The sequence below is a fragment of the Microbacterium sp. SA39 genome, from assembly GCF_000967865.1.
Taxonomy (GTDB): Bacteria; Actinomycetota; Actinomycetes; order Actinomycetales; family Microbacteriaceae; genus Microbacterium.
Genome location: NZ_JXRU01000028.1, coordinates 22,964 through 35,636, shown reverse-complemented (window position 1 = coordinate 35,636; position 12,673 = coordinate 22,964). Strand labels below are relative to the sequence as shown.

The following is a 12,673-nucleotide window of genomic DNA, read 5'->3' as shown; positions in this document are numbered from 1 at the left end:
TGAGGTGGAACTCGCCCGTCAGGTCGAGTTCCATCTCATATGCATAGACCTCGATGGCGCTATAGACGATTCCGAGATCGGATGCCTCACCTTCGAAGCGAGCGAGCGAGCACGCACTGCGGTAGCGATTGCGCCACGCAGGTAGCGAAGCCGGGGACGCTCTTAGGCTCCTCCTTGGTCTGACGGAGAATGAAATTCCGGGGGCCATCGGCAGTGATCCCGCTGCACTGCATGAGGGGCCCTGCGGGAGGGAGGCCAGCGCGTCGCATCGCTCTTGTCAGCGTCGCACCGATGGTTGCGATCTCGCCGAGCGCTCCTATGGAGATCTCAGCGCGGACTGTTGTCGCGAGCGAGCTCGCGGGGGTACTGGAGAGCTACTGGTGTCTTCATTCGCATGACGGCGGTAGCTGCCCGTGTACCACGGAGCAGCTACCGCCGAGTCCTTTCGTCAGCCCATCGAGTAGAACTTGTTCTCAAATCCGGTCATCACAAGGGCCCCGGCAATGGTGCCGACGAGACCGATTGAACTGGCGAAGCCGACGACGGTCCCGCGCACCTGCCACTTAACTTGCTGGTAGTACGAGTTGCGAAGGCCCGCATGGTACGCGCGCTCGCCAGCGGCTTGGCCGACAGCGTATGTTGCTCCGCCTGCCGCAACAGCGGTGGTAACAATAGCGGCGACGGCGCCCCAGGTGATACCTCCGTCGATGTCATCGAATTCCTCGTCGAGCAAATCGAGGTATCCTGCGGGGCGTTCCAGAACTGCAGTCATTTCATCTCCGGTCTTTAATTTAGCGAAACCATTCCGCCACCGATGACGGTAATCGCATCTATGAGAAGATGTCCAGTATTTTACAGTTGGCCTTGGTTTCGTCGCCATGCTTTGCAGCGCACATCCGCGGCACTCATTGACACGCGAGAGTGCCATTGGGCGCCCGCAGCGCGGGCCCGTACGAACGAATCGCGTGAATGCGTCTTGAATACTCAGGCAGCTGTTGCCGTTTCGTCGCGCCGAAGACCCGCGACGAATAGGCTGGCAGCCACGATGACGGCAGCCACGAGGGCGGCAAGCCAAACAAGCCAGATCAATCCCAGAGTGGAACCCCAGATTGAGGTCGCAAAGAGGCCGACGAGTGTCGCAATCATTAAAATGAGTCGAGCTGTCGCGCCTCGGCGGGGAGTGAACGTCGCAGTCTTAGCGGAGAGAAAAAGCATCCCGGCTGCGCAACAGGCGGCGACCAAAGACATGCCCAGCGCCGAACCGGCCAACGGAGACCACACCGCGACTCCGGCTAAAAGTCCCATTGCCACCGATATCCAGCCCGGCGCATCTGAGGCAGTGGAGTTCGTCATCGCGTTCTCGGATGCATCGCCAGTCTTCACAAGATTCCCCGATTCGATGTGATAAGCGTTGCCCGATGAGTCGGCGCAACTCTTGAATTATGTGAGGTAGGTTCGGCACGGTCAAGACCAAATGCGACGGTATATTGGCATATCTCGATTTGTCCCCCTATCGGTGGACTGGCTTTCGGCCAGTGGCCTTGGCCATTGGTATCGTTTGTCGATGCGGGCCCCTTAAGGCAGCGCGACGGATGCCCCGGTCTGGATGGTCCCGGTCATCCTCGCCGATGCCGTCGGGGCCATCATCGGCCTGCTCTTCCTCGTGCGTGTAGCCACTGCGCGGGTCGGCGGCGCATGCTGCTGATCGCGATCCTCCACTCCGTGGTCTCCGTGATGCTTTTCCGCGCGTAGGCGATGCCCGACGGGCTCAGCCCGACCGCCTCGTCAACGGGATCAGCATCGGTGTGCTGGCAACCACGGCGATCGCGCGTCTGAGTGAATCACGTGCGAGGGCATGCCTGGCGCAGCCGCGGCTCCCCGCAAGATCGTCTGACCGTGTTGCCCGTGATTGGGGCACCCGCCAGGGCGGGTCACGTCGGCAATGTATACGAGGGTGTTGCTCAGGTCGACTTCGGCTCCGTTTCAATCAATTTATGTATACACTAATGACATGACCCTCTCCGTCGAGCGCACGTCCGCGAGTGATCGCGCCTACGCTGCTCTGCTCGACGGCATCCAGTCCGGATCGCTCGAGGCCGGCACGGTGCTCGGCGAGGTCGAGCAGGCCGCCCGCCTCGGCGTGAGCCGCACTCCGCTGCGCGAGGCCCTGCGCCGCCTCATCGCCGACGGCCTCGTCGTGCAGCAGTCGCCGCGGATCACCGTCGTCGCGGATCTCGATGCCGACGACATCCGCTCGCTGTTCGAGATCCGCCGCGCGCTCGAGGAGACGTCCGCCCGCCTCGCCGCCGCGCGCGGCGACGCCCAGCTCTTCGCCGCCCTCGCCGAGGAGTTCGCGCACGTGAACCTCGACGCCGTCGAGGGGCGCGACGCCTACTACGCTCTCATCGCCCGCTTCGACGCCGCCCTCGATGCGGCCGTCGCCAACGACTACATCGCCTCGGCGCTCCGCACCGTGCGCACCCATCTCGTGCGGGTGCGGCGGATGGCCCGGGACAAGCCCGCGCGACTCGCGGCATCCGCCGCGGAGCACCGCACGATCGCCGAAGCAGTCGCCGCTCGCGACGGTGACCTCGCCGCCCACGCCACGCACGTGCACCTGCACAATGCGCTCACCGGCATCCTCGATTCGCTCCCTGAACACGTTTCGTCTCTGCGTTTCGTCTCGCCTGCGGCTCGCTCAACGAACCCCCCTCGCTCAACGACCGAAAGAGTCTCATGACCGTCACACACCACGTCCGCGTGCACCGCAGCGACGAGAACCTCGCCCGTGAAGACCAGCTCGCCTGGAAGATCGCCGAGGTCGCCGCCGATCCCGTCGAGGTCGAGCAGCCCGTCGTCGACATGATCATCAACCGCATCATCGACAACGCGTCCGTCGCCGCGGCATCCCTCACGCGTGCGCCCATCAACGCGGCCCGCGCGCAGGCGTTCAGCCACCCCGTCTCCACCGGAGGCGCGGGCGCGAACCTCTTCGGCGCGGCCCTCGACCACCGCACGAGCCCCGAGTGGGCGGCGTGGGCGAACGGCGTGGCCGTGCGCGAGCTCGACTACCACGACACCTTCCTCGCCGCGGAGTACTCGCACCCGGGCGACAACATCCCGCCGATCCTCGCGGTGGCGCAGCACGTCGGTGCCGACGGTCGGGCGCTCGTCCGCGGCATCGCGACCGGCTACGAGATCCAGATGGACCTCGTGCGCGCGATCTGCCTGCACAAGCACAAGATCGACCACGTCGCGCACCTCGGCCCGTCGGCCGCAGCCGGCATCGGCACCCTGCTCGGGCTCGACGTCGAGACCATCTACCAAGCGGTCGGCCAGGGGCTGCACACCACGACCGCCACCCGGCAGAGCCGCAAGGGCGAGATCTCGACCTGGAAGGCGCACGCCCCGGCCTTCGCCGGCAAGATGGCCGTCGAAGCGGTCGACCGGGCGATGCGCGGGCAGACCAGCCCCGCCCCGATCTACGAGGGCGAAGACGGCGTGATCGCCTGGATGCTCGACGGGAAGGATGCCGCGTACGAGGTGCCGCTGCCTGCCGCGGGCGAGCCGAAGCGCGCGATCCTCGACTCTTACACGAAGGAGCACTCGGCCGAGTACCAGGCCCAGGCGTGGATCGACCTCGCGCGCAAGCTCGGAACCGAAAACCCGTCGCTCCGCGATCCCGCGAACATCGAGGCCATCGTGCTCCACACGAGCCACCACACCCACTATGTGATCGGCTCGGGCGCGAACGACCCGCAGAAGTACGATCCGACGGCATCGCGCGAGACCCTCGACCACTCGATCCCGTACATCTTCGCGGTCGCGCTGCAGGACGGCGGCTGGCACCACGTCGACTCCTACGCGCCGTCGCGTGCCGGCCGCGCCGACACCGTCGCACTGTGGCACAAGATCACCACGGCCGAGGATGCCGAGTGGACGCGCCGCTACCACTCCGAGGACCCCGACGTGAAGGCATTCGGCGGTCGCGTCGAGTTCCGCCTGACCGACGGCACGACCGTGATCGACGAGATCGCCGTGGCCGACGCGCATCCGCTCGGTGCCCGTCCGTTCGCGCGGGACAACTACATCGCGAAGTTCCGTCTGCTGGCCGAGCCCGTGCTCGAACCGGCTGAGATCGAGCGGTTCCTGGAACTCGTCCAGCGCCTCCCCGAGCTGACGGCCGCCGAGGTCGCCGAGCTGTCGATCGTGGCGAAGCCCGGGCTGCTCGAGTCGGCCGATGCCCCGAAGGGCCTGTTCTGATGCGGCGTTTCGTCTCGTCGCTTCGCTCCTCGCTCAACGACCGGAGGCTTCGCTCGTTGAGCGAGCGAAGCGAGACGAAACGCCCTGACACGAGGGAGACCCGCTGATGCTGTACTCCACCACCACCCCGGCAGAGAAGCGGCGGCTGTTCCGCGAACGGCTGGCGAGCGGCGAGCTGCTGCGGTTCCCCGGGGCGTTCAATCCGCTGAGCGCCCGCCTCATCGAGCAGAAGGGCTTCGACGGGGTCTACATCTCGGGCGCCGTCCTCGCCGCCGACCTCGGGTTGCCCGACATCGGCCTCACCACGCTCACCGAAGTCGCCGGCCGCGCGAAGCAGATCGCGCGGATGACCGACCTCCCCGCGATCGTCGACGCCGACACCGGCTTCGGCGAGCCGATGAACGTGGCCCGCACGATCCAGGAGCTCGAGGATGCCGGTCTCGCCGGCACCCACATCGAGGACCAGATCAACCCCAAGCGCTGCGGGCACCTCGACGGCAAGAGCGTCGTCGACGAGAACACCGCGATCAAGCGCATCCGTGCCGCCGCCGACGCCCGCCGCGACCCGAACTTCCAGATCATGGCGCGCACCGACATCCGCGCGATCGAGGGGCTCGACGTCGCGATCGATCGCGCCAAGGCGCTGGTGGATGCCGGAGCGGATGCCGTCTTCCCCGAGGCCATGCGCACCCTGGAAGAGTTCGAGGCGATGGCCAACGCGCTCGACGTGCCGGTCCTCGCGAACATGACCGAGTTCGGCAAGAGCGAGCTCTTCTCGGTCGACCAGCTGCGCGATGCCGGGGTGAACCTCGTCATCTGGCCTGTGTCGCTGTTGCGCATCTCGATGGGGGCATCCGGCCGTGCGCTCGATACTCTGAACGAAGAGGGGCACCTGACCTCGAAGCTCGGCGAGATGCAGCACCGCGCCGATCTCTATGACCTCATCGACTACGAGTCGTACAACCACTTCGACTCGGGAGTCTTCAACTTCACACTCGACACCGGTCGTTGAGCGAGCGGAGCGAGACGAAACGCGCGTTTCGTCTCGTCGCTTCGCTCCTCGCTCAACGACCGTAATCACACGAAGGAGTGACCATGGCCGAGCCGGACATCAAGAAGGGCCTCGCGGGCGTCGTCGTCGACACGACCGCGGTCTCGAAGGTCAACCCCGAGACGAACAGCCTGCTCTATCGCGGATACCCCGTGCAGGAGCTGGCCGCCACGCAGCCGTTCGAGGCCGTGGCGTACCTGCTCTGGAACGGCGAGCTCCCTACGGCAGACGAGCTGGCGGCGTTCCGCCTCACCGAGCGGAAGCATCGTGCACTCTCGGCCGTCGTCAAGGACGCGATCGATCGGCTGCCGCTGGACTCGCACCCGATGGACGAGGTGCGCACGGCCGTCAGCGTGATCGGCGCGATCGAGACCGCCGGCATCGCGAACGTGCTGGATGCCGTCGGCACGCCCGACGAGAACCTCGAGCGCAGCCTCACCCTGTTCGCCGCGCTTCCGGCGATCGTGGCCTACGGGCAGCGTCGGCGTCGCGGGCTGGAGCTGATCGAGCCGCGCGACGACCTCGATTACGCCGCGAACTTCCTCTGGCTCACTTTCGGCGAGGAGCCGGATGCCCCCGTCGTCGACGCGTTCAACCGCTCGATGATTCTGTACGCCGAGCACTCCTTCAACGCCTCCACCTTCACGGCCCGGGTGATCACGTCGACCCTCAGCGACCTGTACTCCGCGGTCGTCGGTGCCATCGGCGCGCTCAAGGGGCCGCTGCACGGCGGGGCGAACGAGGCCGTCATGCACATCTTCGACGAGATCGGATCGGCCGACCAGGTCGAGGCCTGGCTCGACAAAGCCCTCGCCGAGAAGCGCAAGATCATGGGCTTCGGCCACCGCGTCTACAAGCGCGGCGACTCGCGCGTGCCGACCATGAAAGTGGCGCTCGACTCTCTCGTCGCGCACTTCGACAAGCCGGAGGTCGGCGAGCTGTACGAGAAGCTGGAGAGCGAGTTCGTCTCGCGCAAGGGCATCTACCCGAACCTCGACTACCCCTCCGGCCCGGCGTACAACCTCATCGGCTTCGACACCCTGACGTTCACGCCGCTCTTCGTCGCCGCCCGCATCACGGGGTGGACCGCGCACATCATCGAGCAGCAGTCGTCGAACGCGCTGATCCGACCGCTGTCGGCCTACAACGGTCCGGAGGAGCGGCACATCGAGGAGTACGAGCCCGACACCGCCGCGATCGACGTGCTCGAGCGCCCGGAGGAAGCCGCCGGCTGAGCACCCGCTCGGGTCGCCAAAAGGCCCCGATACCGCGAAGGTATCGGGGCCTTTTCGCGACCGGAACCTACGCCCGTGTCACGTCGAGCTCGATGACCGACCACGACAGCGGAGGCAGCGTCGCACGCACCGCTCCCTCGACGACCTCGGCCGCACCGAGCGGCACCATGCGCACCGAGTCGGGCGCGGTCTCGAGGTTCGAGGTGTGGCGGTCGCCACCCACGGGGATGGTCAGCGTCTCGGCGTTCACGACGCGCAGGTCGCCGAGCCCGTGCAGGTCGATCGTGAGGTCGCTCGACTCGGACAGCGAGCGGTTCGCGACGAAGACCACGACGCGGCCGGTGGCCTCGTCCCAGGTCGCCGCGGCATCCACCGAATCGACCCCGCCGTAGCGCTTCGTCTCGATCTGCGGTGCCGAGACGGCGAGGCGCAGGATGCGGCCTTTCGCGAGGCGCGCCATCCGCTCGAACGGCCAGAAGCTGGTCTGCCGCCACGCGGCTCCACCCTCCTCCGAACGGATCGGCGCGATCACATTCACGAGCTGCGCCTGGTTGGCGATCTTCACCCGGTCGCCGTGCCGCAGCAGGCTGTTCAGCAGAGTGCCGACGACGACGGCATCCGTCACCGAGTAGGTGTCTTCGATGAGCCGCGGATGCTCTCGCCAACCGGCCTTCTCGATCTCCTTGGCCTCCACGTCGTTGTACTTGACCTGGTCCCACACGTTCCACTCGTCGAACGAGATGTCGACCTGCTTGGTGTGCTTGCCCGCGGCCTTGACGGCGTCGACCGTGGCGATGACGCCCTCGATGAAGGCGTCCATGTCGACGGACTCGGCGAGGAACGACTCGGCGTCGCCGTCGTGCTCCTGGTAGTACGCGTGCATCGAGACGAAGTCGACCTCGTCGTACGCGTGCGTGAGCACGGTGTGCTCCCAGGTGCCGAATGTCGGCATCGAGCGACCGGAGGAGCCGACGGCGACGAGCTCGATCGACGGATCGACCAGGCGCATGGCCTTGCCTGCCTCCTGCGCGAGACGCCCGTACTCGCCGGCGGTCTTGCCGCCGATCTGCCACGGACCGTCGAGCTCGTTGCCGAGGCACCACAGCTTGATGTCGAACGGCTGCTCCGCTCCGTTCTTGCGCCGGAGGTCCGACCAGTACGTGCCGCCCGGGTGGTTGGCGTACTCGACGATGGCGCGTGCCTCCTCGACACCGCGGGTGCCGAGGTTGATCGCTTCCATGACCTCGACGTCGGCATCCTTCGCCCAGTCCATGAACTCGTGCAGGCCGAAGGCGTTCGTCTCGATCGTGTGCCATGCGCCGTCGATGCGCACGGGGCGGTCCTCGACCGGCCCCACGCCGTCTTCCCACCGGTATCCGGAGACGAAGTTGCCGCCGGGGTAGCGGATGACCGTCGGTCCCATCTCCTTCACGAGGGCCAGCACGTCCTGACGGAATCCGCGCTCGTCGGCCTGCGGGTGGCCGGGCTCGTAGATGCCGGTGTAGACGCAGCGGCCCATGTGCTCGACGAACGAGCCGAAGAGCCTCCGGGGGACGTCGGCGATCGTGAAGTCGCGGTCGATGGTGATGCGGGCCTGAGACATTGCTCTCCTAGTGAGTGGGCCGTGGAAGGGTCTGGATGCCGCTAGGGCGGGTCTACTGACCGCCGAAGCCGCTCGTCGCGACTCCCTTGACGATCTGCTTCTGGAAGATGAGGAACACGACGATCAGCGGGAGCGCCGCGAGCACGGCCTGGGCCATCACCTGCGCGTACTGCACCCCGTAGGCGCTGATCACGGTCTGAAGTCCCACCGGCAGCGTCATCAGCGTGGTGTCGTTGATCACGAGGAACGGCCAGAGGAAGTTGTTCCACGCGGCGATGAACACGAAGATCCCGACGGAGGCCATGATCGGACGCGACAGCGGCAGCACGACCGACCAGAAGATCCGCAGTCGACCGGCGCCGTCCACGCGTGCGGCGTCTTCCAGCTCGATCGGGATCGCATCGAAGAACCGCTTCAGGATGAACACCATCGCCGGTGCGACGACCTGCGGCAGGATCAGACCCCAGTGGGTGTCGATCATGTTGAACGCGAGCATCTCGTAGAACAGCGGGATGATCAGCACCTGCGGCGGCACGACGATCGAGGCGATGATGACGACGAACAGCCACTTGCGACCGGTGAAGTCCAGTCGCGAGAAGGCGTAGGCGGCCATCGCCGAGATCGCGAGGGTGATCACGGTGATGGCGACCGAGGTCCAGAGGCTGTTCAGCGCCCAGATGTAGACGTTGCCCTGCGAGAGGATCGCGGTGAACGCCTCGACGGTGGGGCCGGCGGCGCCGATCCATCCCGGGTCGCCGGACGCGGCATCCGTCTCGGTCTTGAAGGCGGTCGCGACCGCCCACAGGAACGGCAGCAGCCACCCGATCGCGAGCAGCAGCAGCACGACGAACGCGGTGATGCGCAGCGGCCCGAAGGGCTTCTGGCCGGGGAGGTGCGAGTGACGCGTCTGCCGCGGCTGCGCGGTGGTGATCGTCTCGGTGGTGGTGGGGCTGGTGGCAGTGGCGGTGGACATCAGAACTGCTCCTTCCGGCGACGCGTGATCAGGGCCTGCACGACGCCGAGGATGACGATGAGAGCGAAGAAGACATAGGAGATGGCGGCCGAGTAGCCGAACCGGTAGCTGACGAAGCCGGCCTCGTAGATGTACTGCACGATCGAGCGGGTGGTGTCGCTCGCGACTCCGCCGAGCATCTGGTACGCCTGGTCGAACAGCTTCAGCGAGGCGAGAATCTGCAGGATCAGGATCAGGACGGTCGCCGGTCCCAGCTGCGGGAGCGTGATCGACCAGAACTGACGCCAGGCGCCGGCGCCGTCGAGGGATGCCGCCTCGTACTGCTGCGGGGGGATGTTCTGCATCGCCGCGAGGTACAGCAGGAAGTTGAAGCCGACCGTCCACCAGACGGTGGCGATCACGATCGACAGCATGTTGGTGTCGGGGTTCTGCAGCCAGGCGAGTGGCTCGAGTCCGAAGAACTCGAGGATGTTGTTGGCCGCGCCGACCTGCGGGTTGAAGATCCAGACCCAGATCTGCGAGATCACGGTCGAGGCGAGCAGGAACGGCATGAAGAACGACAGCCGCCACAGCCACTGGCCTGGAATTCCGCGGTCGACGAGCGCCGCCATCACGAGGGCGATCACGACGAGCGGCACGGTGGAGAGCAGCGTGAACCACACCGTGTTCCCCATCGACTGCCACATCTTCGGATCGCTGAGCGCCTCGGCGTAGTTGGCGAAGCCGACGAACGCGCCGCCCGCACCGGTGAGGGACTGGTCGGTGAAGCTGAGGATGATGCCGTGGATGATCGGCCAGACCAGGAACAGCAGGAAGGCCACGAGGAACGGGGCGAGGAACGCCCAGCTGATGAGCTGTTCGCGGTTGCGGGAGCCGGGGCGCCGCAGCGGGGTCGCGGCCTTCGAGCCGGTGACGATCGTGCGGGTGGAGTCGGTGGCGTTCCGGGTGGAGGTGGGGGTGGTCATCATGATCCGAACGTCCCTTCGGGGTCAGCCGGGTTGGGCTGTCGGAGCAGGGTGTTGACGCGTGCCTCGAAGCGATCGATCGCCTGGGCGGGGTCGTCGCCCGAGAGCAGGACGCCCTGCACCGCGGCGCCGAACTCGGCCTGGAAGTTCGAACCCGATCCGGTGAACCATGCGGTCGGGTCGTAGACGACGTACTGGGCGGCCTCGGCGTAGTTCGCCTGGGGGATCAGGTCGTCGTACTCGGGGGATTCCGTCACGGGGAGGAACGCGGGGATATGCCCGGCCTCGGCCCAGCCGAACGAGTTCTTCAGCATGTCGGCGACGAAGTCGTAGGTGAGGCCGCGACGCACAGGATCGGCGTTCGTCTGGTTCGGGAGCACGAACGAGTGCGAGTCGGCGTAGACCGCCGGCGTTCCGAACAGGGTCGGGATCATCGTCGCGTCGAGGGGGAGCTTGGCGGCCTGCATGGTGCGCAGCTCCCAGACGCCGGTGAACAGCATCCCGCTCTTGCCGGTGGCGAATTCGGCGACCGCGCTGCCGTAGTCGGCCTGCGCGAGGGCGATCTCGCCGTCGAGGAGAGTGCGCATGAGCGACAGCGACTCGACCGCGACATCCTTGTCGATCACGGCCGGGCCGCCAGGGGGCAGCTCGATGGCGCCGCCGTGCTGTGCGTAGAACGTGTAGAAGAGGCGCCACATCTGCGCGCCGTCGCCGAGGTAGCCGTACGACAGCGCATGGCCCTCCGCCTTGCCGCCGACCGCGCGCAGCTGCTCGAGGAATTCCTCGGGGGAGGAGGTCTCGGCGAGCTTGCCGTCGCTGTCGAGCACGCCGGCCGCGTCGCAGATGTCGGTGTTGAACATCATCACGAACGGGTGGGCGTCGAGCGCGACGCTGTACATGCCCTCGCCGACGAAGCCCTTCTCCCAGATCGGCTTCGGGAAGGTCGACTCGTCGATGCCGCGGGATGCCAGCTCGTCGAGGTCCCAGCGGTCGAGCAGGCCGCCCGGGGCCCAGCCGACGGTGCGCGTGGCGTGCATGATCGCGACGTCGGGTGCGCGGCCGCCGGCACCCGCCATGGCGAGCTTCGTGTAGTACGGCGTGCCCCAGGCGAGGACGGTGGGGCGGATGCGGAACGCGCTCTGCGCGCCGTTCACCTCGTCGAGCAGCTGCGACATGGTGACCCCGTCGCCTCCGGAGAGGAGATGCCAGAACTGCAGGGTCTGGGGTCCGGAGCCGGGGACCGTTCCCGGAGCGCAGCCGGCGAGCAGAGCTGCGCCGGCGGCCAGGGAGGTGGCAGTAAGGAACTGCCGCCTCGACAGATCGAGCGGGGGCGTCATCGTCACTCCTTCGTGACCGGGTGGTGGGGACGCCTCATCATTACATCGATGTAATCGCGTGCGCAAGAGTGCGATTTCACTTTCGAATCGCGCAAATGGTCGGTTGGTGGCCACGACATCGACCATTTGCGCGATTCGAAAACGGAGAACGGATGCTGCGCGTCAGGGCCGGTAGCCGGCGGGCCGCCCATCCGTGCTGGACCGCTGCAGCAGGTGATGCGACAGCGTGAGCGCGCGGGGAGGGGCGCTGCGATCGTTCATGCGGGTCTCGAGCAGTCCGAGTGCGGCGACCGCGAAAGCCTGCCGGTCGAAGGCCACCGAGGTGAGCGACGGCGAGGTGTACTTCGAGAACTCCACGTCGTCGAATCCCGTCACGATCACGTCGTCGGGAACGCGGATGCCGTGCTCGTGCAGGGTGTGCAGGGCGCCGAGCGCGAGCGAGTCGGTGAGGGCCACGATCGCGTCGAAGGCGACTCCGCGGCCGAGCAGGGTGCGCGCGGCATCCGCTCCTCCCGACATCGACCAGGGCAGTCGGTTCACCTCGAGGGCCGGATCCCGAGGGATGCCGGCATCGCGGAGTGCATCGTGCACGCCTTCGAGCCGAAGCCTGCTGGTGGCCGTCGCGATCGACGGGTCGTCGTCCGCGCCGATGACCGCGATCCGCCGGGCGCCGCGGGACAGCACGTGCCGGGTGGCATCGGCCGCGGCGAGACGGCTGTCGATGCGCACGTGATCCGCGCGATTCTGCTCGACCTCGCCGATCACGACCACGGGAGGAAGGCGATCGGCGTAGCGCACGACACTGTCCTCGAGGCGGATCGGGTTGAGGATCAGGCCGTCGACGAGGTGGGCCCTGGCGCGGGACACCAGCTCCTTCTCGCGTTCCGGCTCGGTCGCGGTCTCCTCGATCTGCACGGCGAGGCCGCGTTCGTGCGCTGCTTCGACGATGCGGTGCAGCAGCTCGGCCGAGAAGGCGGTGGCGAGATCGGGGAGTGCGACGGCGATGATCCCGGAGCGGCCGTTGCGCAGGCCCCGGGCGCTGAGGTTGGGCACGAAGTCGAGCTGCATCATCGCGGCTTCGACCTTGCGGCGCGTCTCCTCGCGCACGGCGACGGTGCCGGTCACGACGTTGGAGACGGTCTTCGTCGAGACTCCCGCGAGAGCGGCGACGTCTTTCATCGTCGCGCGTGGCGGGGGCGTGACTGTCATCCGGTCAGCCTAGCGAGCGCGTCTCGGCGCGCGCAGT

The 12,673-nt window shown here is 67.0% G+C and carries 10 protein-coding genes; 4 read left to right on the top strand and 6 right to left on the bottom strand.

Features of this window, described 5'->3' with window-relative positions; all coding sequences use genetic code 11:
- Positions 1 to 448 precede the first annotated feature (448 nt).
- Positions 449 to 772: a hypothetical protein gene (locus RS85_RS04655; RefSeq protein WP_046012267.1), complete on the bottom strand. Its 324-nt coding sequence runs from the start codon at positions 770 to 772 to the stop codon at positions 449 to 451.
- 1,239 nt (positions 773 to 2,011) lie between these two features.
- On the opposite strand from RS85_RS04655, the gene RS85_RS04650 reads away from it, so the two are divergent.
- The 4 genes from RS85_RS04650 to RS85_RS04635 all read left to right on the top strand — a co-directional run bounded on the left by RS85_RS04650 (position 2,012) and on the right by RS85_RS04635 (position 6,549).
- Positions 2,012 to 2,740: a GntR family transcriptional regulator gene (locus RS85_RS04650; RefSeq protein ID WP_235282335.1), complete on the top strand. Its 729-nt coding sequence runs from the start codon at positions 2,012 to 2,014 to the stop codon at positions 2,738 to 2,740.
- Positions 2,737 to 4,263 carry an MmgE/PrpD family protein gene (locus RS85_RS04645; RefSeq protein ID WP_046012266.1) on the top strand — a complete coding sequence of 509 codons (1,527 nt, stop codon included), beginning with the start codon at positions 2,737 to 2,739 and terminating at the stop codon, positions 4,261 to 4,263. The genes RS85_RS04650 and RS85_RS04645 overlap by 4 nt, the downstream gene beginning before the upstream one ends.
- A 106-nt stretch (positions 4,264 to 4,369) precedes the next feature.
- Positions 4,370 to 5,275, top strand: a complete 906-nt coding sequence (gene prpB / locus RS85_RS04640; RefSeq protein WP_046012265.1) for a methylisocitrate lyase — start codon at positions 4,370 to 4,372, stop codon at positions 5,273 to 5,275.
- Positions 5,276 to 5,358: 83 nt separating this feature from the next.
- A complete protein-coding gene (locus RS85_RS04635) occupies positions 5,359 to 6,549 on the top strand; it encodes a bifunctional 2-methylcitrate synthase/citrate synthase (protein ID WP_046012264.1) in 1,191 nt (396 codons plus the stop codon).
- A gap of 67 nt (positions 6,550 to 6,616) precedes the next feature.
- Here RS85_RS04635 and arfA read toward each other — a convergent pair whose 3' ends face one another.
- The 5 genes from arfA to RS85_RS04610 all read right to left on the bottom strand — a co-directional run bounded on the left by arfA (position 6,617) and on the right by RS85_RS04610 (position 12,636).
- Positions 6,617 to 8,152, bottom strand: coding sequence for an arabinosylfuranosidase ArfA (gene arfA, locus RS85_RS04630; RefSeq protein WP_046012263.1), 1,536 nt, complete (start codon positions 8,150 to 8,152; stop codon positions 6,617 to 6,619).
- 52 nt (positions 8,153 to 8,204) lie between these two features.
- Entirely contained in the window at positions 8,205 to 9,125 is a 921-nt protein-coding gene (locus RS85_RS04625) for a carbohydrate ABC transporter permease (RefSeq protein ID WP_052703399.1), read from the bottom strand.
- Positions 9,125 to 10,090: a carbohydrate ABC transporter permease gene (locus RS85_RS04620; RefSeq protein WP_046012347.1), complete on the bottom strand. Its 966-nt coding sequence runs from the start codon at positions 10,088 to 10,090 to the stop codon at positions 9,125 to 9,127. Before RS85_RS04620 ends, RS85_RS04625 begins: the two co-directional genes overlap by 1 nt.
- Positions 10,090 to 11,427, bottom strand: a complete 1,338-nt coding sequence (locus RS85_RS04615) for an extracellular solute-binding protein (protein WP_046012346.1) — start codon at positions 11,425 to 11,427, stop codon at positions 10,090 to 10,092. Before RS85_RS04615 ends, RS85_RS04620 begins: the two co-directional genes overlap by 1 nt.
- A gap of 162 nt (positions 11,428 to 11,589) precedes the next feature.
- A complete protein-coding gene (locus tag RS85_RS04610; protein ID WP_046012262.1) occupies positions 11,590 to 12,636 on the bottom strand; it encodes a LacI family DNA-binding transcriptional regulator in 1,047 nt (348 codons plus the stop codon).
- Positions 12,637 to 12,673: the final 37 nt, after the last annotated feature.